Genomic DNA, 24,093 nt, shown 5'->3' with positions numbered 1-24,093 from the left:
AACGGGACGCGGGCGGGAAAATCATGGCATGCTGATCCCTTCCTGATACGGCAGTGATGGCGTGGTGCGGATCCTTCCCCTTTCCCCTGTAATGGCCGACGCGCCGCCGCCCCCCTTCGGGCGGCGCGAACTGCTGGCGTTCGGGGCGGGGGACCTTGCGTTCAACATCATCTGGGGGCTGATGCTCAGCTACCTGGAATATTTCTATACCGATATCTGCCTGTTTCCGCCCGCCTGCGTCGCGCTGATCCTGTTGTGTGCGCGCGCGCTCAGCATCGTGACCGACCCGCTGGTCGGCATGGTGATCGACCGGCGCCCGGCGGGGCGGCAGGCGCTGCCGCTGCTGCGGATGGGGATTGTGCCGTTCGCCGTCATGATCGTGCTGGCCTTCGTGCCCGTCGGCGGCGACGCGGCCACCGGGGCCGGGCGGTATGTCTGGGCCTGCGTGACGTATATGGGCCTGTGCGTGGCCTACAGCGTGACCAACACCGCCTATGGCGCGCTGACCAGCCTGATTTCCGCGCGGCCCGAAATCCGCCTGCGCCTTGCCAGCGCGCGCATGGTGGGCGCGGGACTTGGCGCCCTGCTGATCGCGGTCATGACGATGCCCTGCGTGGACTGGCTGGGCCATGGCGACAGGCGGCGTGGCTTCATGCTGTTCATGATGGGCGTGGCCGTGGTGGTCGCCGCCCTGCTGGGGCTTGTCGCGCGGCTGTGCCATGAACGCGTCGGCGCGCATCCCGGCCGCCAGCCGGTGCGCGTGCTGGCGCGCGCCCTGCTGCGCAATGGCGGGTGGCTGCGCCTGACGGGGGCGATGATCCTTGTCATGCTCGGCTCGACCTTCATGTTCGGCGCGCTGGTCTATTACGTCCGTTTCGTGCTGCGCGGCAGCGACCATGACGCGGGATGGATGCTGGGCGCGATGAACGTGCTGGGCCTGTGCGGCAGCCTGTCGAGCGGCGCGCTGGCGCGGCGGTGGGGCAACCGCGGCGTCATGGGGGTGGGGACATGCCTGTGCGGGACGTGGCTGGCGCTGGCGTGGCTGGCCCCGCCGGGCTGGGGGGTGACGATCGCCGCGACGTGCCTGTTCGGCGCGTGCATGGGGGTGTGCAACCCGGCCTGCTTCGCCCTGCTGGCGGATTATGTCGAAGATGGCGCGCGGCGCAGCGGCGTGCGCACGGCGGGGCTGGCGTGGGCGCTCAATTCCACCGCGTCGAAGCTCGCCTTTGACGGCGGGGGCAGCATGCTGGCGTGGCTGCTGGCGGGATCGGGACTGGTGGCGGGCGACCATGCGCAGGCGGCGGCCGCGCGCGCGGGCATCGGCGCCGGGTTCCTTGCCATCCCGGCCTGTGCCTTCCTTGGGGCCGGGGCGATGGTGCTGCTGCTGTGTCGCGCGCCCGTGGTCGCGTCCGGGCCAGCATCCGGGGCCACATCCGGGGCCGCGCCGCCTGCGTGTCAGACCCCTGCGCCTCAGAACCCGGTGGATGCCGTGAACAGCACCGCAAGCCCGCCGCCCACGTAATAGGTCGGGGCCTGTCCCGCGATGGTGGTGCCATGCACGCCGGTCGTGTCATGGGCGTTGAAGGTGGGGGCGGCCACGCCGGACAGGTAATGCTGGTTGGTGATGTTGATGAAGTTCATGCGAAATTCCGGCCGCGACAGGAAATAGTGGCTGTCCATGCGGTATCCGAACGCAAGGTTGCCCGTGGCGTGGTCCGACAGCCGTTCGTCATTGGTGAAGGTCGCGTACTGGTGGCCGACATACTTGACGCTCGCCATGCCAAAGAAATGCCCGTCGTCATAGCTGATCCCGGCAGAGGCCTGCAGCGTCGGGCTGTTGACCGCGGTCCGCCCCCGCGTCGCCAGCAGGTCGCCGCCCACGGAAATGTCGTCGTCGATGGTGGCGTGCAGGTATTCGCCCGAAAGATAGGGGCTCCAGTGATGCCAGGGGCGGGTGCCGATTTCCACGTCCACCCCGCGCGATGTCTGCCCCCCGCCATTGAGGGTGGAGGCCACGGTCGCGTTGTTCACGTCTATGGTGGTCTGGATTTCACGGTTGGTGAAGTCATAGTTGAACAGCGTGACCCCGCCCATCAGCCACGTCCCGGAATAGCGGTAACCCAGTTCCTCCGACACGGAATACTGGTTTTTCACCCGGTTGGGGTCCAGCGACCCGGTAATGGGGCTGTAGGTGGTGAACAGCGCCGATTCATCGGGGGTGCGGAAACTGGTGGTGGTGTTGAAGAACACCTGGTGGCGCGGGGTGATCTGGTAACTGATGGCCATGCGCGGCAGCGGGATGGAGGTGTTGGTGCCCACGTTGGTCTGGTCCCACGCCGCATCCGTGGTACTGCCGTGCCGGTCGAGCATCACGTCCTTGAACCCCACCTCCAGATGCAGGCGCTTGTGCAGGAACGTCATCCGGTCGCCCACGTACAGGGCATTGGTCTGCGCGATGGAATGGAATCCCCCCGCCTGCAGCTGCCGCCCGTCGGGGGTCAGGATGGTGCGGCTGATGCGGTCGACCCAGATGTCGGCGGCATCCCCCTGCGCGTTGACGGCGGTAAAGGGCTGCTTTTCATTATCATCGGAATAGTCGTACCACGCGCCGAGGACGAGGTCGTGGTTCGCGATATGCCAGTCCAGCGTGGCGTTCACCCCGGCGCGATAGCTGTTCTGCGTCCAGTTGGCGCGCACGATGTCGTCCACGCCCGGCACGCCGCGCGGCGTTGCCTGCCCTTCGGCATACATGCCCGCGTCCGCCAGCGTGGTGCCCGACGGGTCGTTGCCATAGCTCCACTGCGCATAGGGCGTCATCTTCAGCCGCAGCCCGTGCGTCAGGTTGAAGCGCGCGGGGGCCGCGACATAGAAGATGCGTTCGGGCTGGCGATAGAGCTTCCAGTAATCCGCGCCGCCCGCCGCGTCATTGGTGTCATAGGTGCGCGCAAGGTTGTCCGCCGCCCCGAACGGCCCCGCGCGGCCCCAGTCCGCCTTGTCCACCAGCGGGTAATAGCTGGCGACCATGCTGTTCCACGTGCCGATGACGGAAATGCGGTTGTCGTCGCCCCATTCGCGCAGGAACTTGAAATCGATATGCTGGCGTTCGTCATGCCCCGGCCCGCGCCAGTTGTCGGTATAGCCGTGGGAGTAGGAGACGAAGCCCCGGATGCCGGTATGCCCGATGTTCCCGGTCTCCAGCCGCAGGAATTCGCGATTGGTGTTGTAAGACCCGTACGACACGTCGGCAAAACCGCCGGCATGTTCGGACGGGTCGCGGAACGTCATTTCCATCAGGCCGCCGGCCGCGTTGAGTACCGGCGCGTCCAGATCCGCCGATCCCTGCGCCAGCGATACGGTCTCGTAATTTTCCGTATCCGCGAACTGCCCCGGATAGCCATTGTAATAGGCGATGTCATTAAGCGGCATCCCCTCCAGCAGGTATCCGATCGAATCCCCGCCCATGCCGCGCACGTTGATGTTGGTTTCCGGCGAAAAGCCCAGCGGGTCGGAGGTCGCGACATTCGCGCCGGGCAGCATCGCGACCATGTCGAACGCCGTGGCCGAGGGGGCCTGCTTGTCCATGAAATCGGTGCCGATGGTGCTGAGGGACTTTGCCGCCTTTTCCTCACGCAGCAGGCCGCCGCCGGGCTGGTGGCCGTGGGGGTGCATGCCGGTGACGGAAATATGTTCGTGCGTCGTGGCGGGCGCGGGGGGATTCGCCTGTTGCCCGTGTGTCTGTTGCCCGTGCGCCTGCGATCCATGCGCCTGCGATCCGTGCGCCTGCCCTGCGCGCGCGCGCGTTCCTGGTCCCGTTGCCGGCCCCGCGTGCGTGGCGGCGTCCGACGGGGCGCTGGCGGCCGCCCATGCCACGCCGTTCGTCCCCCCGATGGCCACCATCACGGCGACCAGTACGGGACGCGATGCCGCGCGGGTATCCGCCAGGCGGCGCGATGGAGGGACGCGAAGGGGCATCGGTTCGGGAAATCCTTACGGAAAAGGTCTGAAAAAACAGTTATGTTTCAGAAAGATGACAATGTCGCGGACAGGGGCTTTGTGTCTTGAAGAAACATCCGGCCGATATAATATACCCAAAGGCACGTCGATAAGCCCTGAAAACAAGGTGAAATGCGCGCCCCACGGCCGGGCGCGGGGCGGACACGGGAATGGAACGGGGGCAGATGGGACAGGAATCCACGCATATCGTCAGCAGTTTCGAGCAGGAACTTGAACGGCTGCGCGCTATGATGGTTCGCATGGGCGGGCTGGTGGAACGCCAGACGTCGCAGGCGGTCGCCGCCGTTGTCGACCATGACGAGAACGCCGCCGCCGCCGCCCCGGAACTCGACCCGCAGGTCGATGTCCTCGAACGCGATGTGGAGGCGATGGTGATCCGCATCCTCGCCCTGCGTTCCCCCGTGGCGGGCGACCTGCGCGAGGTGGTCTCCGCCCTCAAGATCACGGGCGACATGGAACGCATCGGCGACTGCGCGGCCTCCATCGCGCGGCGTTCGCTGCGCACGGAACTGCTGGGCACGCGCGTCTCGCTCAGCGGGCTGCGGGGCATGGGACGGCTGGTACAGGACAACCTGCGCCGCGCGATCGACGCCATGACCCAGCGCGACCCCGAAAAGGCGTACGAGGTATGGCAGTCCGACACGGCGGTCGATGAACTCTATACCGCGATGTTCCGCGAACTCGTGACCTACATGATGGAGGACCCGCGCAATATCGGGCCCTGCACCCATCTGCTGTTCATCGCCAAGAACCTGGAGCGCATCGGCGACCACGCCACCAACATTGCCGAGCGCGTCTATTACACCGTAACGGGCGACATCCTGCCGGTCGTGCGGCCGCGTGGCGGTTTTTCCGCCGCAGCGGCGCCCCCGCCGGGGGATGACGCGCAGTGACGTCCCCATCCGTGACGCCGCCGTCCGTTTCCCCCGCCGCCGCCGATGGCCCGCCGGAGCGCGCGCTGCCCGATCGCCGCGCCCGCATCCTCGTCGCCGAGGATGACGAGGCGCTTTCGGTCCTTGTCACCTATAACCTGGAGGCCGCGGGATACGAGGTGCGGGCCGTGGCCGATGGGCTGGACGCGCTGGAACAGGTGGGATCGTGGCAGCCCAACCTGCTGGTGCTGGACTGGATGCTGCCGGGACTGTCGGGGGTGGACCTGTGCCGCAGGCTGCGCGCGCGCGGCGGTAACATGTCCGACGTGCCGGTGCTGATGCTGACGGCGCGCACGGCGGAAAATGACAGCATCCACGCCCTTGATACCGGCGCGGATGATTACCTGACCAAGCCGTGCGGGATGGAAACCCTCAATGCCCGCGTCCGCGCGCTGCTGCGGCGCAGCGTGGCGTCCACGGGCGGGACGGCCCCCCCCATCGTGCAGGACGATGCGACGGCGGTCCTGCGTTTCGTCGATATCGTGCTCGATCCCGTCAGCCATCGCGTGACGCGCGCGGGGCGCGTGCTTTCGCTTGGCCCGACGGAATACCGCCTGCTGGAATTCTTCATGCGCAACCCCAACCGCGTCTTCTCGCGCGAGGATCTGCTGCGTTCGGTCTGGGAACGCGGGGTACATGTGGAATCGCGCACGGTGGACGTGCATATCCGCCGCCTGCGCCGCGTCCTGAACGAAGGGGGGCTGCCGGACCTGATCCGCACCGTCCGCGCCAGCGGGTACGCCCTTGACGACGTATCCGGCCACGTGACGCCCTGATGGCGGCCATGGGGCCGGGAGCGCGGGTTCATTGTTCCGTGGGGGCATCGTGACGATGCCGCGTGGGGCGGCGCGCCTGCATGCATGACCTGCTGGCGGGTCTCGTGGCCGGTGGCGGGGGGTATGCGCTGCTCCATGCCGTGGTGACGCGTATCCGTCGCCCGCGCCATCGCGACGATGACGCCGCCCGCGAACAGGCGCGCGTGGCCCCGGCGCGGGGCGAGGCGACGCGGGACGACGTGGCCCGTGGCAGTGGAAGCCGGGGGGATGGCGGCCAGCCCGGCGCGGGCAGGGACGCGGCCACCATGGCCGACCCGGTCGCGGCGCTGCCGCACATGCTCGACCTGCTGCCCGGCGCGTGCATCATCTTTGGCCCGCGCGGGGATCTTGCCTATGCCTCCTCCTCCGCGCGGGACATGTTCGGCGATACGCTGGGCGCGATCGTGCGGCATCCCGCGACCCAGCAGCTTCTGGAACATCTGTCCACCACGGCGGAAACGACCGTCGCGCTCGATGTGCCGGTGCGTCGGGTGGTGCGCGTGCTGATGCGCCGGATTGCCACGCCGTCCGGCCGCAACGCCCACCCGCGCGGCGTCGTGGTCGCCCTGCTGGAGGACCGGACGGGACAGGACGCGCTGGATCGCATGCGGGGCGATTTCGTCGCCCATGCCAGCCACGAACTGCGCACGCCGCTGGCGGCCCTGTCGGGGTTCATCGAAACCCTGCGGGGGCCTGCCGCCAACGACGCGCCCGCGCGCGCGCGCTTCCTGGGCATCATGGCGGGACAGGCGGAACGGATGCTGCGGCTGATCGAACGCCTGTCCTACCTGTCGCGGGTGCAGATGGTCGAACACCAGCGCCCGCGCACGCGCGTCGATATCGCCGCCGTCATCGCCCGCGCGATGGACGAGGCGCGTCCCCTGCTGGAGGGGGCGGACATCACCTGTGCCCTCAATGTCGCGCCGGGGGTCGTGCCCGTCATGGCCGATGGCGACCAGATCGTGCAGGTGATGCTCAACCTCGTGGGCAACGCCATCCGGTACGCCCCCGGCGTGCCGGGACGCAAGGCCCATGTCGATATCGGCGTGGCCAACGCGCCCGGCCGCGATGGCGGCCCGCATGCGCCGTGGCCCGCCGGGGGCGGCGTGGTGGTAACGGTATCGGACAACGGCCCCGGCATTCCCGCGCGTTACCTGCCGCGCGTGACGGAACAGTTCTATCGCGTGCCGGGACAGGCGCAGCAGGGCACGGGGCTGGGCCTTGCGATCGTCAAGCATATCGTGGACCGCCACGGGGGCCGCCTGCTGATCGAAAGCACCGAAGGACAGGGCACGCGCTGCATGCTGTGGCTGCCGCCCGCCGATGTGCTCCCTGCCGATGTCGCATCGGGCGATATGGGTGCGGAAGCCTCCTGACGGGAAGGGAAGCTTCCGGAATTTTTCATCAACATGTTATTCCCGGATGCCGCGCGCGTGGACAGAGACCGACCGGGCCGTGCCTGATCCTTTTTCGCAGGCGCAACGCATCTAAACCGGGACGCCACCGGACGTAAGGTCCGCCTGCTGGCGAAACCACGGGACCATGCGGCGGATGGCCTCTTCAATCAGGTCCGTCGCCACGGCGAAACTGAAACGTATGAAATGCTTCCCGTCCACGGGGTCGAAATCGACGCCGGGCGCCGTCGTAACGCCCGTATCCAGCAGCAGGCGCCTGCAGAACGCCATGCTGTCATCCGTCAGGTGGCGGATATCGGCATAGATGTAGAACGCGCCGTCCGGCGGGGCGATATGGCGCAGGCCCATTTCCGGCAGGGCACGCAGCAGCAGGTCGCGATTGCGCCGGTAGGTCTTCATATGCCCGTCAAGTTCATCGCGGCAGTCGAAGGCGGCAAGGGCCGCATGCTGGCTGAGGGCGGCGGGCGGCAGGAACAGGTTGCCCATCCGCGCCCGGGCGGCCTCTATCTTCGCTGGCGGCACGACCAGCCACCCAAGCCGCCACGGCGCCATGCTGAAGTATTTGGAAAAACTGTTCACCACCAGCGCGTCGGGATCGTATTCCAGAATGCTGCGCGCGCGTGCGCCAAAACTCAGGCCATGATAGATTTCATCCGATATGACGCAAATTCCGCGCGCGCGGCAGAGGTCGGCAATGGCCTGCATTTCATCAGCCGGCACGATGGTCCCGGTCGGGTTGGCGGGACTGGCGAGGATCAGGCCTTCCGGCGCGGGGTCCAGCGCGGCGATGGCGCGGGCGCCCAGCTGGAAACGCTCTTCCTCCCCGCACGGGATTTCAACCGGCGTCATATGGAGCGCGCGCACCACATTGCGATAGGCCACATAACCCGGTCGCGCCATGGCCACACGCGCCCCGGGCACGAAGCTGGTCATGAGCGCCAGCACCAGGGCCGGCGATGCGCCACATGTCAGGATGACCTGCGCGGGCTGGACCGAAACGCCATAGGTTTCATGGTAATGAAGGGCGATCCGTTCCTTCAGCGGCTGGCTTTCCCAATACCCCATGGGGTCGGTGGCCAGCACGTGCCGGGCGCGTTCGAGCGCGGCGCGCGGCGCGCCGGTGGAAGGTTGGCCAAATTCCATATGGATGATGCTGCGTCCCTGTGCCGCCAGTTCATGCGCCAGCGCACTGATGGACAGCGCGTGGAAGGGATCGATCGACGGAACGGGCATGGCAACCTCGGGACGGGGAAAACAGCCCTGGAGGCTGTCTGGAAATAACCTGCTGATAGAATGACAAAGGTTTTCGGGTATCGCCTTTTATCGGAAAAGGCGACATCTTTCGAAGCTTTTTGAAAAAAGCTTCACCAAAAACTTTTCATGATTCCAGCGTGTTAATGGGACAGGCCAGGCAGCACCGCCTTGATCCCCGCAATCACCATGCCGACGGAAATGGCCAGCAGGATCATGCCCATCAGCCGCGTGGTGATGGTGCGCATGGTCTCGCTCATGACCCTGCCGATCTCGGAGGCAAAGAACAGGGTGGCGAACAGGACAAGGAGTATCCCCGCGATGATGCCGCCTATTTCCACCAGGTCAGCCAGCGAACTGCCATGGCCGGTATAGATGATGATGGTCGCGATCGTGCCCGGGCCGATCAGCATGGGAAAGGTAAGGGGATAGAACGCCAGTCCGGAAAGGTTCTGCAGCTGCGCCTGTTCCTGATGGCTGCCCTGGTGGGAGGGGATGCTGCTGCCATTGAGCATCGACCACGAAATCCGGGCCAGGACGATACCGCCCGCCACGCGGAACTGGTCAATGGTAATGCCGAAGAAACCGATGATCTTCTGCCCCGCAAGCAGGATGACCAGGCACATGATGGCCGAAAACACCGTCACCTTGATGGCCAGCACGCGCTGCTGGGCCACCGAGAATCCCGATGTCATCGCCAGAAAGACAGGCAGGCTGAGGAAAGGGTTCATGATGGCGAGAAACGTGCCCAGCGCCTTGACGATTTCCGTGTGGTCCAATGGTCGATGTCTTTCGTATTATGCCGCGCATGTCAGGGGAAAATGAAATATCCAATACTGTCATGACGCGCGCCTGCCAACCTTTTCCCCGGCGGGGCCGCGCCTTTCATATCGCAGCCGGTCGCGTTTTCCAGTTCAAGGAATTGGGATCCCGGCCCTGATGACGCCTTCGCGACGGAAGCCGGGGACCGGACGTGCTTATGGCACGCCTGCATCGCATTCCCATCATGAAAAGGTTTGTGGCGAAGACTTTTTCAAAAGCTTCAGGGAACGTCACATTGTTGAAAAAATCCTTCCCCTTGCGGAAACAGGCGTGTCGGGCCGTGCCTTGACGGTGATGGGGCGTCCCGTCCAAATGGCGGCATGACGGAACGCACGCGACGCACCGCGCAGGCCGGGACCGGCCCGCGCATGCAACGGGACCTTGCCCTGTATGCGGCAAGGACTTTCATCTCCGTCCTCGGAAGCATGATGGTGCCGGTAGCACTCTCCTTCGCCCTGTTCGCCAGGGGTGCCGGGGCGGGACGGGTCAGCGCGGTACTGACGGCGGAGGCCCTGCCGATGGCGCTTTTCATGCTGGTGGGCGGGGTCGTGGCGGATCGCCTTGCGCCACGGCGCATCATGATGGCGGCCGACCTGCTGCGCGCGGGGGCGCAGGGCGTGCTGGCCACGCTGCTGATTGCAGGCAACCCCTCTTTCATCGCACTCCTTGTCCTGGCGGCGCTGGTCGGGACGGGAACGGCGTTCGACACGCCCGGACGCAACCGGCTGCTGACCCAGATCGTCGCGCCCGACCGGCTGGCGGCGGCCAACAGCGTCGTGATGATCGCGACCTCGCTTGCGGTGCTGCTGGGCCCGGCCGTGGGCGGCGTGCTGGTGGCGGGCATGGGCGCGGGCTGGGCCATCGCGCTTGACGCGCTGAGCTATCTCATCAGCGCCATGCTGCTGTTGTGCCTGCGGCCTGTCACGCGGCAGGAGGCACAGACGCGGACGGATGCCGACCTCCCCCTGCCGCGCGCACTGCGCGAGGGTTGGGGCGAGTTCGTGCGCAGGCCGTGGGTGTGGCTCATGGTCTGCCTGTTCGGGCTGATACACATGCTGTCATGGGGCCCGACGGAAGTGCTGGGCGCGCTTGTCTTCGCCCACCGGCCGGGTGGCGCGCCACACTGGGGCGGGCTGCTGGCGCTGATGGGGCTGGGGGCGCTGATTGGCGGGGGCATCGCCCTGCGGGTGCGCCCGGCCCGGCCGATCCGCGCCGTGCTGTTATGGTTCCTGGTTTATCCGCTGGGGCCGGTCAGCATTGCCGTGTCCCTGCCCTACTGGATGCAGGGGGCGTGTTTCCTGCTGGGCGGGATGCAGATGGCGAATGTCAATGTCATATGGGAGGGAGCGCTGCAGCGCGCGATCCCGCCGGACCGCCTGTCGCGCGTTTCGGCCTATGACGCGTTCGGCTCGTTCTGCCTGCTGCCGCTTGGCTATGCGATATCCGGCCCGCTGGCGCTGATGCTCGGCGTTTCGGGCACATTGTGGCTTGGGGCGGGATGCGTGTGGCTGTTCACCGTGCTGCTGCTGTGCCGGCGCGACATGCGCGACGCCGCCAGCATGGCGGAATGACCCCGGAGGAATAATCCCGGGGGAATGATCCCGGGGGAATATCCCGGGCGGGATGGCGAATCCCGCCCGGCGCGGCCATTCCGCCATGGCGCTGCCTTACGGGGCGGACGGGGCGCTGGCTGGCGGGGCGTCCCCTTTCTGGACATCGCCTTTCTGGCCGGGGGCCTGCTGCACGGTGGCGGACGGGGCGATGACGCGGTTCGTCACCTCGAACGACACGGCGTCGGTTACGGTGACATCCACGTAATCCCCCACCTTTACGGTGCCCAGCAGGGGCTGCATCGCCTTGTCATGAATGACCTCCGTGCGCGTGATTTCGTCCGGGTCGTCAAAGGTAATGATATTGTGCGCCGGATCGACCGCCAGCACATGCACGCGTTCGCGGCGGTTCGATACCAGCATGCCGTGCGGATGCAGCCCGGCATATCCCTTGGCTGACGTTACGGTCGAGACGGGCGGCTGCGTACCGGGGGGTACGATCGTTGCGTCCATCGTCTTGAAAAAACGGATGTTGATTTTGTCGCCCGCCTGCAGGCGGGGCACGTTGCGGGCTTCTGGCGGGATCCGCACGGTCACGAGGTCACCGGTATGATCGCGCAGCAGGACCGTGCCGGCCTCATGATCGACGGTTTCGACCGTGGCCGAGGAAACCTGGTTGCCCATGATGACCGACGTGTCGGCGCGGGCGGCGTGCGGCGCGCCCACCGTCATCGCCATCGTCATCGCGCCAAGCGATAATGCCGCAAGGCCGGGAACAAAGACGGACGGCACGAAACGCAGGGCCGCCGGGGTCTTGATTTTCATATCGAATCTTTTCCGTCCAAATAATATCCAGATTGGTACATGCCGCCTTTCCCAGTCGGGGGAAGGGCCTGCGCCAGTATCGTATCGCCCGGGCGCGACAATCGAGACAAACAGTGTCGGGCGTGGTTTTTTCCTCCTCCTGCGTCAAAAACGCCACGCATGGCGGAAGGTTCGCCACACGGGCGGCCGTGGCCGGTCATCTCCGCCGCCCGCGACAGGATGGCAATACCGATCAGTTCACGCGCGCGCCGGGCAATTTGTTGGGCAATTCGTCCATGACAGGGCCCTGCCTGCGCTGTCGCGGGTGCGGATGCCGCGCGCGTCAGCATGCTCCGGCTACCACGACAGCATCCTTCCCGCCCGGATGTCTTTTCACGATATCGGCCGGGTCATGGCCGGGTCATGCATGACGATGTGGCCCGCGACATCCCTTGCGGATCGACCGCAGGGACATGTCCGCGACAGGCAGGGCGGCCACGCAACATCCAGCCCGCCTGCGGACGGGGCCGCCGGTTTCATGGCTGGCGGCCCTTTTCCTGATCCCATGCCACCCCCATATCGGATATGGACGTGGCGGCGACATGGCGGCCCCACCGGCATGGATCCCCTTTCGTCCCGGCCCCTCCCCCGGCCATGCGGCGACGCGGGGAAATGGGCCGACCGGATCAACGTATCTTGCGCGGGATCATGCACAGGCGAAGGAAACGGCCGGCCAAGCCCCTGTCGACCCACGCGATTTTCCATCGGCCATCCCCCGCCCCGCCACGACGGGCCGCGCCATCGGGGATAAAGCCGCCACCTTTTCCCACGACATTTGCCGCCACGGTCCGTATATTCTTCCCCCAACAGCAGGAGACCCGACCCGATGCCGCTTGCCCGAAGCAGACGTCCGGCCCATCACCGCGTGCCCGCCCCGCGCCCGTCACGGGTCAAGGGGGACATGCGCCGGCTGCTGGACATGCTGTGCGCGCTGCATGGATCCATCCACCGTGGCGCGCGCGACGCGGGATCGCTGGTGCGCTGCGCGGTGCAGGCGCAGCCCGACCTTGGCCTGCCGGACAAGGCGCTGCCGGCGCTCAGCCGCCGCGACGGCGACACCCCGCCCACCGCCACCGAATGGAAACGCCTCGGCCACGCGCTGGAGGAGGCGCGCGACACGCAGGCGGGACAGGGTGGCGGCTATCTCGACGCGTGGCTGTCGGAACTGCGCCGCGCGACGGGGCTGGATGACGCGGCGACCGACATCCTTGGCCTTGCGATGTGCTATCGCCTCAATGGCCATTTCGAGCAGCTGTGGGACGACCTGTGCGAAAACAGGTCCCGCGGGCCATTCCTGTGCGAGGATATCTCGCTGCTGCACATGCTTCTGGGCCGGCCGGAGGTGGAGATCGCGGCCGCCCTCGCCCCCGAAGGGCAGCTGCGCATGAGCGGGCTGATGAGCGTGGACGAGGATGGCGACATCACGCTGCTGCCGCGCCTGATGGCGCTGATGAACCGGCGCGCGCGCGTGGTGGGGGACATCCGCTCCCTCCTGCTGGGGCAGCCGCGCGCGGCGACCCTGCCGTGGGACGCCTTTGCCCATATGGGCGAACAGGCGGAAATCGCGGCGAAGATCCTGACCGCCGCCGTGCGCGACCATGCCAGCGGCATCAACATCCTGCTGTACGGGCCGCCGGGCACGGGCAAGACCGAATTCGCCGCGACCCTTGCAGCACATGTCGGCGCGACGCTCTATCCCGTGGGGGAGGCCGACAGCAGCGGCGACGAGCCATCGCGCCATGAACGGCTGGCGGACCTGCGGTGCAGCACGCGCCTCCTGCGCAACACCTCTTCCGTCCTGCTGTTTGACGAGGCGGAGGACCTGTTCACCACCGGCCTGTTCGAGGCCCCGCAATCCTACAGCCGCGTCTTCTTCCACCGCCTGCTTGAACAGGGGGGAACGCCGGTGATCTGGACGGCCAACGACCTCGACATGCTTGGCCCGGCCATCGCACGCCGCATGGCCCTGTGCATCGAGATGCGCCAGCCCGGCGTCGCGGTGCGCACGCGCCTGTGGCAGGACATGGCGCGCGAGGAAAAGGTGCCCCTGACCCCCGACGCGGCGGCGACGCTGGCGCGCGCCATCCCGGCGCCGCCCGCGATCCTGCGCAACGCGCTGCGTTCGGCGCGGCTGGCGGGGGGCGATTCGTCGATGGTCTGCACCATCGCGACCGGCATCACGCAGGCCGCGTCGGCCGGCCGGGTCGTCGTGCCGCCCGCCGGTGGCGATGCGCGTTATGACGCGGGGCTGGTCAATGCCGACTGCGACCTTGCGGCGCTGGCGACGCGCCTGTCGCGTCCGGGCGCGCCACAGGCCGTATCGCTGCTGCTGTCGGGGCCGCCGGGCACGGGCAAAAGCGCCTATGCCCGTTATCTTGCGGACATGATGGAACTGCCGGTGCTGCAGAAACGCGCCTCCGACCTGCTGGACAAATATGTCGGGCAGAGCGAACAGCAGATCGCCGCCGCCTTTGCCGAGGCACGCGATACCGGCTCCTTCCTGATTTTCGACGAGGTGGACAGCCTGCTGGGCGATCGCCGCGCGGCCGAACGCAACTGGGAGGTCAGCCAGGTGAACGAGATGCTGACATGGATGGAAAGCCACCCGCTGCCGTTCGTGTGCACCACCAACCTGGCCGCGCGCCTTGACCCCGCCAGCATGCGGCGCTTCCTGCTGCGCGCGCGGTTCGATTACCTGACGGCCCCGCAGGCACGGCACGCGTTCGAACGGTTTTTCGACCTGCCCGCGCCCGAGGGGCTGAACCGGCTGCGCACGCTGACGCCTTCGGACTTTGCCCTTGTGGTGCGCAGGCGCGCGCTGCTGGACACGCCCGCCACCCCGCAGGCGATGCTCGACCTGCTGGCGGCGGAATGCCAGGGGCGCGAGGGCAGCCAGACCATCGGCTTTTCCATGTAAGCCCCCGTCCCGGGCGGCCGGGTCCAGAAGTCGTTCGCAGGGAAAGCCGCAATAATAATGAAAAGTTTTTGGGTGCCGCCTTTTTTCAAAAAGGCGGTGTTCTTCGAAGCTTTTTGAAAAAAGCTTCACCAAAAACTTTTGTCGGTCAAAGGCTATCGTTACTGGGGCGTGTGGGCGGCGGCGTCCTCTTCCTGCGCGCATTCGCCCCGATCGGGCGGCGTGACATGGGCGGGCGGGTGATCGCGCAGGTTCGTGACCTCCGTCCGCGCGGCGTCGAGTTCGCGGGCGAAATCCGCCTCCTGCCGCATGGCGGTGTACAGCACCGCCCCGTTCATCCATCCCGCCGTGACATCGCTGCGCCAGTGGACGCCACAGATCACCCGGCTTTCACCATAGACACGGGCGCGCTGCATGATCTGCGCCGTGCGCTCGGGCAGGATGTCCGACAGCACCGATCCCGTGATCCAGCCCAGCGTGGCATAGGCGGAAGGGTAGGACGGCGTTCGCGCCACCTCCCCCCGTTCGGCCACGCACAGGGGCAGTTCGATCGCGGAATAGGGGCGCGGGCGGTTCCACTGCGCCTTTTCCTGTTCGATCACGGGCTCGACCCGTGCCTCCATGCGGCTCAGCAATGCCTCCAGATGGGGCAGGTGGGCGGGCGTCAGCGTAAATCCGGCGGCGCAGGAAAAGGCCGCCAGCATGTGGCCCACCCCATGGCGGGCGTCACGCTGCGCCAGTTTCCACCGTTCGCTGTTTTCCAGCACGCGCGTATCGGCAAAGATGCTGGCGTCGGCAGCGCTGCCGGCGGTTTCGGCGGGCGGCGGGGGCGGCAGGAAAATGCGGCCGTCCGGCAGGGCGGGACCTGGTGGTGGTGGCGCCGCGCGGTGCGCCCATCCCGGCGACGCGCCCGCCGCGATACCCCCCATCAGAACACACGCGCCCACGATGCCGCGTGTACCGCCGCGCCACGCGCGCCCATGCGGAAATCCCCTGCCCATGCTGTTCCATCATTCCTTCAGAATCGACGAGCGGACTTTATTTCATATTCTCAATAACAGGTCGCATGAAATCCGCCCCGTCACGCGCGCGCATGCGGCCATGTCGTTGCAACCGGTTCAAAGACGGGATTTTCTATGGCATGATGGGACTGACATTTCCCAAATGGATACGACATGAACCGCAAACCATCGCTGCTGCCGGGGAATATCAGCCCCCTTCGAATCGCCCTGTGCGTCGGTGGCGCGATCCTGGTGGTGGCGCAGTTCGTGCGGTCGCTGCACATGAACCCGCTGACGGCGATGCCCGGCGACGTGATGTTCCACATCGTCATGATGGCGCTGGGCGCGATCCTGTTCCTGCTGGGCATGTGGGGGCCATCGCTGTAACCCCCGCCCCGCCAGTCCCCGCCGCCCGTCATGGGGTCAGCCATGGGGTCAGCGGCGTTCGGAATCGGCCCCGCTGCCGTTGTCGGTAATGCCCGCGCGCGACGGGGCGTCGGATCCGGGTTCCACCTCCCGCGTGGCGCGGGCGACGGCGGCGTCATCGCCAAAACCCCGGCCGGACACGCGCCTGCGCGGGGCGGGATTTTCCATCAGCACGTTTTCCAGCGCCTCGGGGTCGGTGCGTTCGGCCTGATCGAACAGCGCGTCGGCACGCGCCTGATCGCCGGCCTGTTCAGCGCGGATTCCCGCCTCCGCCAGGCTGCGGGCGGTGGCATGCCTGCCCGCCCCCGCGTCATCGGGACGGTCGTCATCATTCGTGAAACGCGACATCGCGGCCTCCTGCCTGTTCGGTGACTGCCCCCGACCGATGCGGCCATGCTGCGGCGGGGGTCGTGACATACCCACAAACCCCCGCCACGCATGACGGTTCAATGACATGGGTCACTTTGCCACGCAGGGCGCCTATGCGCTGACGCCATCAAGCAGCGGCACCCCCGATGCCCGCGCCATCGTCCGGCAGTAGGCATCGACCGGGGCGGGCCAGTCGATGCCGGCCACGATGCTCAGGCTGCGCAGCAGGGCGAACAGGTGGATATCGTCGCTGGAGAGTTCGCCATTGACGGCGCGCGGGCTGCGGACCAGCGGCGCGAGTTCACGCAGCAGCGCATCGATCCGCGCGATCATCCCGGCGCTGTCGTCGAGAAGCGCGCCAAAGGGGCCGACCATCTTTTCCTTGTTGCGGATGAAATAGGCCCGCGCCCCGGTCGTGGCGAATTCCTCCAGCGGGGCGGCCGCGACGCGCGGCAGGATCAGCCGGAAGGCCACCGCGCCGGCATTGCCGATCCATGCGCCGACCTCCGGTCTGGCCGCGCCGGTCAGGATGCGATGGCCATCCATGGCGTCCACATGGTCGACGATATCCATGCTTTCGCCCATGAACCGCCCGTCCTGTTCCAGAATGGGCACCATCTTGGCGCCGATCATGCGCGTGGGCGTCGCCACGTCGTCATTGAGCAGCGTGACAACCTCCACCGGAATGTCCTTCAGTCCGAAAATCATCCGCGCCTTCACGCAGAAGGGACAGTGGTCGTAGCTGTAGAGTCGCATCCTTGCCTTTCTGAAGCCTGTTGCTGACCTTGCCCATGGCGCATCCCGCGCATCATGGGGATGTTCCTAAAAACGCCCCTTTTCGGGGCAGGGGGCATCCGGAAACTTCTGTTATTTCCATCAATGCGTTATCATGGAACGCAGTTCCTGACCGCGCGGCCTGCGTCATTTCATCGGCCGGCCATGCGCGCGATCTTGCGGTCCGTCTTGTACTGTCCCAGCGCATAGACCGACCATATCGCGGCGGGAAGCCAGCCGATCACCGTCAGCTGGAGCACGAGGCACGCGATCCCCGCAAAGGGACGCCCGATGGTAAAGAACTGCAGCCATGGCAGCAGCAACGCAAGGACAAGGCGCATTTTCACGCCTCCTGTGACTGTGGGAAACATGATCCTAGCGCGGGCGCGTCGCGCATGCCACAGGACTTCGCAGGGGCGCGGGCGCCTTGACCGGGGGAAGGCAGGGGGTATAATGAGGAAACGTTATAATATAACAACATTATGGATCGCGCGCCCCCGCGCGGCATGAAACAGGCCATGACACGACAGTCCGGGGCGCGGCCCCCGTCCCCACCAGCGCCCGCGTTGCAGACCTGGATGGCCCGGTCATGGGCATGGCGCCTGGCATGGATGGGGGTGCCCGTCGGCCTGCTGTGGCTGGCGATCCTCTGGGCGGCGCGCCTGCCATGACCGGCACCGACGCCACACCCGACGCCGCATGCGCGGCGGGCCGCGCCGGGCCGATCCGGCTGCATGACATCGCCGCGGGCTATGGCCGCGCGGCGGTGTGGCAGCATGTCAGCGGCAGCTTCGCCCCCGGCAGCCTGACGGCGATAGCCGGGGCGAACGGGGCGGGCAAGTCCACGCTGGTGCGCGCCCTGCTGGGCGAGGTGCCGCTGCGCGCAGGGCATATCGATTACGGCGGACAGCGGCCCCGCGACTTTGGCTATCTGCCGCAGGCGCGCGACATCGATCGCGGGTTTCCCATGTGCGTGGCGGACCTTGTCCTGTCGGGCGCGTGGCGCGTGACCGGGGCGTTCGGGGCGGTGGACGTCGCCCTGCGCGAACGCGCGGCGCGGTGCCTGAAGCATGTGCGCCTGTCGGGGATGGAGGAACGCGCCATCGGCGACCTGTCGGCCGGGCAGTTCCAGCGCCTGCTGTTCGCGCGGCTGCTGATGCAGGACGCGCGGGTCATCATTCTGGACGAACCCTTTACCGCGCTGGACGCGCCCACGACGCGCGACCTGCTGCACCTTGTCGATCACTGGCGTGACGAGGGACGGACCGTCATCGCGGTGCTGCATGACCTGCGCCAGATCACGCAGCATTTCCCCAGCGTCGTCCTGCTGGCGCGGGGGGCCGCGCACTGGGGGCCGACGCGTGACATCCTGACGCCGGCCCTGCTGGAACAGGCCTATGGCGCGAATGCGATGTTTGCCTGTCCCATGGGCCCGGACGACGGGACGCGCCCCGACGGTGCCGCGGCGGACGCGTGGGCATGAACCCGTACGACCTGTTCATCGCCCCGTTCGCGGATTTCGGGTTCATGCGCCGCGCGCTTGTGGCGTCCGCCGCGCTGGGGCTGGGGGCGGGGCCGGTCGGCGTGCTGCTGCAGCTGCGCCGGATGAGCCTTGTGGGCGACGCGATGAGCCACGCGATCCTGCCGGGGGCGGCCATCGGCTTCCTGCTGGCCGGTGGCCTGTCGATGATGGCGATGGGGCTGGGCGGCATTGTCGCGGGCCTTGGCGTGGCGCTGCTGTCGGGCCTGGTCAGCCGCCATACCCGCCTGTCGGAAGATGCCAGCTTCGCCAGCTTCTACCTCACCTCCCTCGCGCTGGGGGTGCTGATCGTCTCTTCCCACGGGTCGAACATCGACCTTCTGCATGTATTGTTCGGCACCATCCTTGCGATCGACACGCCGACCCTGTGCCTGATGGGCGGGGTGACGACGCTGACGCTGTGCGTGCTTGCGGTCGTGTGGCGGCCGCTGGTGATGGAATGCGTCGATCCGGGCTACATGCGGCTGGTGGGGGGACATGGCGCGGCGTGCCACATGCTGTTCCTGTTCCTGGTGGTCATCAACCTCGTCTCCGGGTTCGAGGCGCTGGGCACGCTGATGGCGGTGGGGATGATGATGCTGCCCGCCGCCACGGCGCGCCTGTGGACGCGGCGGCTGTGGACGATGATGGGCATGGCCTCGGCCGTGGCGACGCTGTCGGGGCTGGGCGGGCTGCTGGTGTCGTTCCATTACCGCATGGCGTCGGGGCCGACGATCATCCTGACATGCAGCCTGTTCTACATCCTGTCGCTGCTGCTGGGCCCGGCCGGGGTGGCGCGGCGTCTGCTGGCGTCACGGCCATGACGCCTTTTCCCGGGATGCCTTTTCCCCGGCACAGGTCCCGCCGCCACGCGGTGAAATCCCGCCTGCTGCCCCTTGTCGCGTGCTGCGCGTGCCTTGCCGTCATGGGCTGCACCTTCCCCGCCGCGGCCCGCACGCTGCGCGCCGTCGCCAGTTTCACCGTGCTGGCCGACGTGGTGCGGCAGGTGGGCGGCGCGCACGTGGATGTGACATCCCTGGTGCCGCCCGATGGCGACCCGCACGAATTCGAACCCGCCCCCGCCGACGCGCGCAGGCTGCAGGACGCGGACCTCATCTTCCTCAGCGGCGACGGGCTGGAGACATGGTTCGTCCGGCTGGCCCGCGCGGCGGGATACCATGGCGCGCCCGTCACCGTGTCCGACGGGATCGTGACGCGCGACATGCGCGAGAACGGGCGCGACGTGACCGACCCGCATGTGTGGAACAGCGTGCCCAACGTGGAAATCTGGACGCGCAACATCCGCGATGCGCTGGTCCGCGCGGACCCGGACGATGCCGATGCCTTCCGCGCCAGCGCCGATGCCTATCTGGGGCGCCTGCAGGCGCTGGACCGTTACGTGCGCGAACGGATCGCCACCGTCCCGCCCGACCGCCGCCGGGTGCTGACGGGGCATACCGGCTTTGGCTATTTCGGGCGTGAATACGGCGTGACGTTCATCGCGCCGCAGGGCCTGTCGACCGAAACCGAACCCGCCGCCGCCGACATCGCCGCCCTGATCCGCCAGATCCGCGCACTGGGCGTCAGCACCTATTTCGTGGAAAACACGGCGGACCCACGGCTGGTGCAGCAGGTCGCCCGCGCGACGGACACGCGTCCGGGCGGCACGATGTACGTGGAATCCCTCTCCCCCCCCGGGGGGCCGGCACCCGATTACCTGTCGATGATCCGCCATGACGTGGACCTGATGGTCCCGGCGATGATGGCGTCGCGACAGGCGCCCCCACCATAGGAAAGGCGCCTTGCGCGCAGGGCGGCGCCAGCAGATGCCCTCCCCCGCGCGCCATCCGGCGAAGAACGGGCATCCCCGCATCGCCGATGGCGACATGACCCGGGAAATATGGTCCGGGAAGCATGGTCCGGGGAAACACGGCCTGTGGAAATCCGGATCGCCCGACGGGAAAAAGCACGCCGTGACAGGCGGTTCACGCGGGCGTGAAAACGGGCGCGAAAACCGCGACAGACCGCCCCGCGCCATCGATCATGCAGGATGCCGCCCGTCGCCATGACACGCAAGGGTTGTTGCATTCTTGTATGAATACCGCCAAGGGGATAAACGGGGAATAGGGAACCGGCTGAATGACCCTGTGTGACGCAGATGCCCATGACGCCTGCTGCGGGCGCCATTGCGGGACAGGGTGGTCATTGCTGTTTCTGGCCCGGACGTTTTCGCGCCGGTAGCGGATTGCAGAAGAAAAACGATGATATGACAGCCTATACGCATTCTCCGGTCCTGCAGCATTCCGACCTCGTCCTCCAGCATGTCCCCGAGGCGGTGGTCCTGATCAACGATCGCAACGACATCGTTTTCTATAATGACGCGGCCCAGACGCTCTGGGGCATCCCACGGGCGGAGGTCATGGGAAAGAATGTCCGCTGCCTCGTGCCGCCGCCCTATCGCGCCGACCACGACGATTTCATCGCCCGCCACCGGCAGTCCGGCAAGGACCACACCGTCGGCACCACCCGCGACGTGGAGTTCGTCACTGCGGGCGGGGAGACACGGCGCGGGCGGCTGTCGCTGTCGCAGGTGGTGCGCCCGGGGCAGGCGGGCACCTTCTACATGGGCATCATGGCCGACGTGACGCAGGATTACCTTGCCGAAAGCATCCTGCAGCTCCGCAATGACCTGCTGCGCAGCCTGGTGTCCGAAAAGCTGCCCCTTGACCAGAGCGGGGAGTTCCTGTGCCGCAGGATCGAAAACACCATTACCGACTGCTGCGCGGTGCTGCTGCATCCGGGCGGGCATGACGGGCGGGTGGACATCACCGCCACCGCCACGCTGCCGCGGCGCATGCGCAATGCGCTGGCGGCCTGCGTGCCCGGCCCCGCCGAAATCGCCGCCATGAAGGACAACCCGGCCATGGCGCTGGACCTTGCATGGACGCGCCATACCGCGCTGGCGCGCGCGTTCGGCTTCATCGGGTGCGAGGCGGTACCCGTCGCCACCCATGACGGCACCCCGGCGGGCATCCTTGCGATCTACCTGCGTGACGCAGGCCAGATGGAATGGGCCCGCGCGGTGGTGAAGGCGGCCCTTCCGTTCTGCACGCTGGCGCTGGGCCGCGACGCGGCGCGGCAGCGCATTTCCGAACTGTCGGAACGCGACACCCTGACGGGGCTGCTGAACCGCTCCTCGCTCAACCGCTATATCGTGGAAATGGCATCGGACCGCCAGGACGCCGCGTTCACGGTCATGGTCCTCAATATCGACAGCTTCCGCGACATCAACAACGCGCTGGGCCACATCCACGCCGACAATTTCCTGCGCGTGGTGGCGAAACGCCTGGAGGCACTGTCGGCGGGACATTTCATCATCAGCCGCAGCAGCGGCGACGAGTTCATCGTCCTTATCCCCGACTGCCCGCGCGCGCTGGCGATGAACCAGGCCACGCGGATCATCCGCGCCGTTGCCGACCCCATCGAAGTCAACGACAGCACCATCACGCTGTCGGTGTCGATCGGGATCGCGTGCTATCCCGATGACGGGCCGGACGGGGAATCCCTGCTTGGCCATGCCGATCTCGCCCTCCAGCAGGCCAAGAGCGAAGGGCGCGGCACCTACAAATTCGCGGATTCGAACAAGAACCGCCTGGCGCAGGACCGCCTGCTGCTGGGCAGCGCGCTGCATGAAACCGTGTCCAAGGGACAGCTGCATCTGAATTACCAGCCCCAGATCGACACGATGACGGGCGCGCTGTACGGGGTGGAGGCACTGGCGCGGTGGCACCATCCGCACCTGGGCAACATCTTCCCCTCGCGCTTCATCGCGGTGGCGGAGGAAACCGGGCAGATCGCGGCCATCGGCCGGTGGTCCCTGCGCGAGGCATGCCGCCAGATGGGACAGTGGGACCGCGACGGCATCCACGTTCCCACCGTGGCGGTCAACCTGTCGGCCGCGCATTTCGGCGACCACAGCGTGCCCGAATACATCGCGGGGCTGTTGCGCACATACGACCTGACGCCCGATCGCCTGACGGTGGAAATCACCGAAAACGTCATGATGGAAAGCGGCCAGACCACGCATGACGTGCTGCAGGCCATCCGCGACCTTGGCGTCGGCCTGTCGATGGATGATTTCGGCACGGGCTATTCCTCGCTGTCGCGCCTGACGCGCCTGCCGCTGACGGAAATCAAGATCGACCGCAGCTTCATCAACGATTTCGAACATGACACCAACGCGCAGGCGGTGACGACGGCGGTCATCGGCATCGGCAACCGGCTGGGCATGACGGTCGTGACCGAAGGGGTGGAGACCGAGCAGCAGCGCCAGCTGCTGGAGGACCTGAAGTGCGACGTGATGCAGGGCTACCTGTTCGCAAGGCCCCTGCCCGCGGACGAGCTGGAAAAATGGATCCGCGCGCGATCCTGACAACGCCCCGCCCGGTCCCGGGCCGGGCCATCGCCCCTGCGTGCGGAAATGGCCGTCCGGACCGCCCGGTCGCCTGTATTTACTGAAAATATACTTTCGGGGACTACCGCCGGGTCCGTGGACCGTCGACGGCCCGCGCTCGTCACATAATGTTGAACTTGCTACCCCATTCCCGGCCCCACGGCGGCGCGGCGGGGGCCTTGCGGCACCTGCCATGGGAAAAGTCCTGACCCCGACAGGAACTTTCCCGCGCCCCGGGGCCGGGCCGCGTGACCTGCGCCTGCGGCATTACTGCCATATATCCAAAAGACGAATGTCTGGCATATGCCCTGCAATGAGCCGGGGCGGACAAGCCATGATAGCATGACACAAACTGAAATACGCAAGCCAGGCACGCCGTTGCGTCTGGTCGCGCAATAATTGAATAAAGGTGAACAAAATGATCTCGTGTCTCGGTCGTATCCTTTCCGCCGGTGCCGTTACCACCCTGCTGGCCGCCGCACCCGTGCTGGCGCATGCCGAAACCTCCCCCCCGACGGGCGCAGGCGTTGCGAATCAGGTCGAACAGATCAAGATGGGATCGCTGTCGGAAAAGACGGTGATGTCGGCCGTGGCCTCGGCCAAGCCCGCTGATCTGGGTGGCATCCTCAATTACTGCATCCAGTCCAACTACCTGACCGCGTCCGAGGCATGGCCCGTGCTTGCGGCCCTGAACAAGAAGACCAACGACGTCCCGTCCAACAGCAAGGGCAACATGTCCTATGCCGATGGCTCGACCGGCCTGCTGAAGGTGGGTGGCAAGGCGCCGATCTCGCTGGAAGATGCGTCCACCGACATCCGCCGCGCCGCCTGCGCGAAGGTCGAGGCACGCGCCAAGTCGATGCTCTGATCGCGTCCATTCCCGTGCATGGGTCCGCCCGTGCATGACCTGCTTCCGTGGCCTGATATCGCGGCGGACGCAGGACCAGACCCCGGCCCTGGCCGGGGTTTTTTCA

The 24,093-nt window shown here is 66.9% G+C and carries 23 protein-coding genes; 14 read left to right on the top strand and 9 right to left on the bottom strand.

Annotated features, from left to right (window positions below):
* Positions 1 to 61 precede the first annotated feature (61 nt).
* Positions 62 to 1,522: an MFS transporter gene (locus CFR71_RS11685; protein WP_110531292.1), complete on the top strand. Its 1,461-nt coding sequence runs from the start codon at positions 62 to 64 to the stop codon at positions 1,520 to 1,522.
* Here the strand turns inward: CFR71_RS11685 and CFR71_RS11680 are convergent.
* Entirely contained in the window at positions 1,471 to 3,972 is a 2,502-nt protein-coding gene (locus tag CFR71_RS11680; RefSeq protein WP_110531290.1) for a TonB-dependent receptor, read from the bottom strand. The two genes, CFR71_RS11685 and CFR71_RS11680, sit on opposite strands and share 52 nt — an antisense overlap.
* 206 nt (positions 3,973 to 4,178) lie before the next feature.
* On the opposite strand from CFR71_RS11680, the gene phoU reads away from it, so the two are divergent.
* The 3 genes from phoU (at position 4,179) to CFR71_RS11665 (ending at position 7,137) form a co-directional block, all read left to right on the top strand.
* Positions 4,179 to 4,907, top strand: coding sequence for a phosphate signaling complex protein PhoU (gene phoU, locus CFR71_RS11675; protein ID WP_110531358.1), 729 nt, complete (start codon positions 4,179 to 4,181; stop codon positions 4,905 to 4,907).
* 65 nt (positions 4,908 to 4,972) lie between these two features.
* Positions 4,973 to 5,722 (top strand): winged helix-turn-helix domain-containing protein, encoded by a 750-nt coding sequence (locus CFR71_RS11670; RefSeq protein WP_110531356.1) that lies wholly within the window; start codon positions 4,973 to 4,975, stop codon positions 5,720 to 5,722.
* A 62-nt stretch (positions 5,723 to 5,784) separates the two neighbouring features.
* Positions 5,785 to 7,137: a sensor histidine kinase gene (locus tag CFR71_RS11665; RefSeq protein ID WP_239020389.1), complete on the top strand. Its 1,353-nt coding sequence runs from the start codon at positions 5,785 to 5,787 to the stop codon at positions 7,135 to 7,137.
* A gap of 111 nt (positions 7,138 to 7,248) precedes the next feature.
* Here the strand turns inward: CFR71_RS11665 and CFR71_RS11660 are convergent, their stop codons facing one another.
* Both CFR71_RS11660 and CFR71_RS11655 read right to left on the bottom strand, forming a co-directional pair.
* Positions 7,249 to 8,409: an aminotransferase class I/II-fold pyridoxal phosphate-dependent enzyme gene (locus CFR71_RS11660; protein ID WP_110531288.1), complete on the bottom strand. Its 1,161-nt coding sequence runs from the start codon at positions 8,407 to 8,409 to the stop codon at positions 7,249 to 7,251.
* A 161-nt stretch (positions 8,410 to 8,570) separates the two neighbouring features.
* The gene (locus tag CFR71_RS11655) at positions 8,571 to 9,206 is read right to left on the bottom strand and encodes a MarC family protein (RefSeq protein WP_110531286.1); all 636 of its coding nucleotides are present in this window, start codon (positions 9,204 to 9,206) and stop codon (positions 8,571 to 8,573) included.
* A gap of 363 nt (positions 9,207 to 9,569) precedes the next feature.
* On the opposite strand from CFR71_RS11655, the gene CFR71_RS11645 reads away from it, so the two are divergent.
* Positions 9,570 to 10,820, top strand: coding sequence for an MFS transporter (locus CFR71_RS11645; protein ID WP_110531282.1), 1,251 nt, complete (start codon positions 9,570 to 9,572; stop codon positions 10,818 to 10,820).
* A 96-nt stretch (positions 10,821 to 10,916) separates the two neighbouring features.
* On the opposite strand, the gene CFR71_RS11640 is transcribed toward CFR71_RS11645, so the two are convergent.
* Together CFR71_RS11640 and CFR71_RS16565 are read right to left on the bottom strand one after the other, a co-directional pair.
* Positions 10,917 to 11,624, bottom strand: a complete 708-nt coding sequence (locus tag CFR71_RS11640) for a preprotein translocase subunit YajC (RefSeq protein ID WP_110531280.1) — start codon at positions 11,622 to 11,624, stop codon at positions 10,917 to 10,919.
* Between the two features lie 665 nt (positions 11,625 to 12,289).
* Positions 12,290 to 12,448 carry a hypothetical protein gene (locus tag CFR71_RS16565; RefSeq protein WP_165832099.1) on the bottom strand — a complete coding sequence of 53 codons (159 nt, stop codon included), beginning with the start codon at positions 12,446 to 12,448 and terminating at the stop codon, positions 12,290 to 12,292.
* A 41-nt stretch (positions 12,449 to 12,489) separates the two neighbouring features.
* On the opposite strand from CFR71_RS16565, the gene CFR71_RS11635 reads away from it, so the two are divergent.
* Positions 12,490 to 14,580, top strand: coding sequence for an AAA family ATPase (locus tag CFR71_RS11635; RefSeq protein ID WP_239020388.1), 2,091 nt, complete (start codon positions 12,490 to 12,492; stop codon positions 14,578 to 14,580).
* Between the two features lie 158 nt (positions 14,581 to 14,738).
* Here CFR71_RS11635 and CFR71_RS11630 read toward each other — a convergent pair whose 3' ends face one another.
* Positions 14,739 to 15,578, bottom strand: coding sequence for an acid phosphatase (locus tag CFR71_RS11630; protein WP_110531278.1), 840 nt, complete (start codon positions 15,576 to 15,578; stop codon positions 14,739 to 14,741).
* A 174-nt stretch (positions 15,579 to 15,752) separates the two neighbouring features.
* Between CFR71_RS11630 and CFR71_RS11625 the strand changes: the two genes are divergently transcribed.
* The gene (locus tag CFR71_RS11625; RefSeq protein WP_110531276.1) at positions 15,753 to 15,965 is read left to right on the top strand and encodes a hypothetical protein; all 213 of its coding nucleotides are present in this window, start codon (positions 15,753 to 15,755) and stop codon (positions 15,963 to 15,965) included.
* A 48-nt stretch (positions 15,966 to 16,013) separates the two neighbouring features.
* On the opposite strand, the gene CFR71_RS11620 is transcribed toward CFR71_RS11625, so the two are convergent.
* From CFR71_RS11620 to CFR71_RS11610, 3 genes are all read right to left on the bottom strand, one after another.
* The gene (locus tag CFR71_RS11620) at positions 16,014 to 16,352 is read right to left on the bottom strand and encodes a hypothetical protein (RefSeq protein ID WP_110531274.1); all 339 of its coding nucleotides are present in this window, start codon (positions 16,350 to 16,352) and stop codon (positions 16,014 to 16,016) included.
* A gap of 132 nt (positions 16,353 to 16,484) precedes the next feature.
* Positions 16,485 to 17,129 carry a glutaredoxin 2 gene (grxB, locus tag CFR71_RS11615; protein WP_110531272.1) on the bottom strand — a complete coding sequence of 215 codons (645 nt, stop codon included), beginning with the start codon at positions 17,127 to 17,129 and terminating at the stop codon, positions 16,485 to 16,487.
* Between the two features lie 170 nt (positions 17,130 to 17,299).
* Positions 17,300 to 17,488: a YqaE/Pmp3 family membrane protein gene (locus tag CFR71_RS11610; protein ID WP_110531270.1), complete on the bottom strand. Its 189-nt coding sequence runs from the start codon at positions 17,486 to 17,488 to the stop codon at positions 17,300 to 17,302.
* A 177-nt stretch (positions 17,489 to 17,665) separates the two neighbouring features.
* Between CFR71_RS11610 and CFR71_RS16915 the strand changes: the two genes are divergently transcribed.
* From CFR71_RS16915 to CFR71_RS11580, 7 genes are all read left to right on the top strand, one after another.
* Positions 17,666 to 17,818: a hypothetical protein gene (locus CFR71_RS16915; protein WP_165829154.1), complete on the top strand. Its 153-nt coding sequence runs from the start codon at positions 17,666 to 17,668 to the stop codon at positions 17,816 to 17,818.
* On the top strand, positions 17,815 to 18,630 hold the full coding sequence (locus CFR71_RS11605) for a metal ABC transporter ATP-binding protein (RefSeq protein ID WP_165832098.1): 816 nt from the start codon (positions 17,815 to 17,817) through the stop codon (positions 18,628 to 18,630). Before CFR71_RS16915 ends, CFR71_RS11605 begins: the two co-directional genes overlap by 4 nt.
* Positions 18,627 to 19,490, top strand: coding sequence for a metal ABC transporter permease (locus CFR71_RS11600; protein WP_110531266.1), 864 nt, complete (start codon positions 18,627 to 18,629; stop codon positions 19,488 to 19,490). The genes CFR71_RS11605 and CFR71_RS11600 overlap by 4 nt, the downstream gene beginning before the upstream one ends.
* Positions 19,487 to 20,458, top strand: coding sequence for a metal ABC transporter substrate-binding protein (locus tag CFR71_RS11595; protein ID WP_408891850.1), 972 nt, complete (start codon positions 19,487 to 19,489; stop codon positions 20,456 to 20,458). The genes CFR71_RS11600 and CFR71_RS11595 overlap by 4 nt, the downstream gene beginning before the upstream one ends.
* A 10-nt stretch (positions 20,459 to 20,468) precedes the next feature.
* Positions 20,469 to 20,735, top strand: a complete 267-nt coding sequence (locus tag CFR71_RS11590) for a hypothetical protein (RefSeq protein WP_133251141.1) — start codon at positions 20,469 to 20,471, stop codon at positions 20,733 to 20,735.
* Between the two features lie 197 nt (positions 20,736 to 20,932).
* Positions 20,933 to 23,098: an EAL domain-containing protein gene (locus tag CFR71_RS11585; RefSeq protein ID WP_239020387.1), complete on the top strand. Its 2,166-nt coding sequence runs from the start codon at positions 20,933 to 20,935 to the stop codon at positions 23,096 to 23,098.
* A gap of 439 nt (positions 23,099 to 23,537) precedes the next feature.
* Positions 23,538 to 23,987: a DUF2501 domain-containing protein gene (locus CFR71_RS11580; RefSeq protein ID WP_110531262.1), complete on the top strand. Its 450-nt coding sequence runs from the start codon at positions 23,538 to 23,540 to the stop codon at positions 23,985 to 23,987.
* Positions 23,988 to 24,093 lie beyond the last annotated feature (106 nt).

This window comes from Novacetimonas pomaceti, assembly GCF_003207955.1.
Lineage (GTDB): Bacteria > Pseudomonadota > Alphaproteobacteria > Acetobacterales > Acetobacteraceae > Novacetimonas > Novacetimonas pomaceti.
Note: the sequence above shows the minus strand (reverse complement) of the source record. Positions and strands in the feature narration are given on the sequence as shown.

What these genes read in the sequence shown, in the direction of transcription:
- CFR71_RS11680 (WP_110531290.1), bottom strand. Translation starts at nt 3,972, where the DNA reads ATGCCCCTTCGCGTCCCTCCATCGCGCCGCCTGGCGGATACCCGCGCG.
- phoU (WP_110531358.1), top strand. Translation starts at nt 4,179, where the DNA reads ATGGGACAGGAATCCACGCATATCGTCAGCAGTTTCGAGCAGGAACTT.
- CFR71_RS11660 (WP_110531288.1), bottom strand. Translation starts at nt 8,409, where the DNA reads ATGCCCGTTCCGTCGATCGATCCCTTCCACGCGCTGTCCATCAGTGCG.
- CFR71_RS11645 (WP_110531282.1), top strand. Translation starts at nt 9,570, where the DNA reads ATGACGGAACGCACGCGACGCACCGCGCAGGCCGGGACCGGCCCGCGC.
- CFR71_RS11640 (WP_110531280.1), bottom strand. Translation starts at nt 11,624, where the DNA reads ATGAAAATCAAGACCCCGGCGGCCCTGCGTTTCGTGCCGTCCGTCTTT.
- CFR71_RS11635 (WP_239020388.1), top strand. Translation starts at nt 12,490, where the DNA reads ATGCCGCTTGCCCGAAGCAGACGTCCGGCCCATCACCGCGTGCCCGCC.
- CFR71_RS11630 (WP_110531278.1), bottom strand. Translation starts at nt 15,578, where the DNA reads ATGGGCAGGGGATTTCCGCATGGGCGCGCGTGGCGCGGCGGTACACGC.
- CFR71_RS11625 (WP_110531276.1), top strand. Translation starts at nt 15,753, where the DNA reads ATGAACCGCAAACCATCGCTGCTGCCGGGGAATATCAGCCCCCTTCGA.
- CFR71_RS11620 (WP_110531274.1), bottom strand. Translation starts at nt 16,352, where the DNA reads ATGTCGCGTTTCACGAATGATGACGACCGTCCCGATGACGCGGGGGCG.
- grxB (WP_110531272.1), bottom strand. Translation starts at nt 17,129, where the DNA reads ATGCGACTCTACAGCTACGACCACTGTCCCTTCTGCGTGAAGGCGCGG.
- CFR71_RS11610 (WP_110531270.1), bottom strand. Translation starts at nt 17,488, where the DNA reads ATGCGCCTTGTCCTTGCGTTGCTGCTGCCATGGCTGCAGTTCTTTACC.
- CFR71_RS16915 (WP_165829154.1), top strand. Translation starts at nt 17,666, where the DNA reads ATGACACGACAGTCCGGGGCGCGGCCCCCGTCCCCACCAGCGCCCGCG.
- CFR71_RS11605 (WP_165832098.1), top strand. Translation starts at nt 17,815, where the DNA reads ATGACCGGCACCGACGCCACACCCGACGCCGCATGCGCGGCGGGCCGC.
- CFR71_RS11600 (WP_110531266.1), top strand. Translation starts at nt 18,627, where the DNA reads ATGAACCCGTACGACCTGTTCATCGCCCCGTTCGCGGATTTCGGGTTC.
- CFR71_RS11595 (WP_408891850.1), top strand. Translation starts at nt 19,487, where the DNA reads ATGACGCCTTTTCCCGGGATGCCTTTTCCCCGGCACAGGTCCCGCCGC.
- CFR71_RS11585 (WP_239020387.1), top strand. Translation starts at nt 20,933, where the DNA reads ATGACAGCCTATACGCATTCTCCGGTCCTGCAGCATTCCGACCTCGTC.
- CFR71_RS11580 (WP_110531262.1), top strand. Translation starts at nt 23,538, where the DNA reads ATGATCTCGTGTCTCGGTCGTATCCTTTCCGCCGGTGCCGTTACCACC.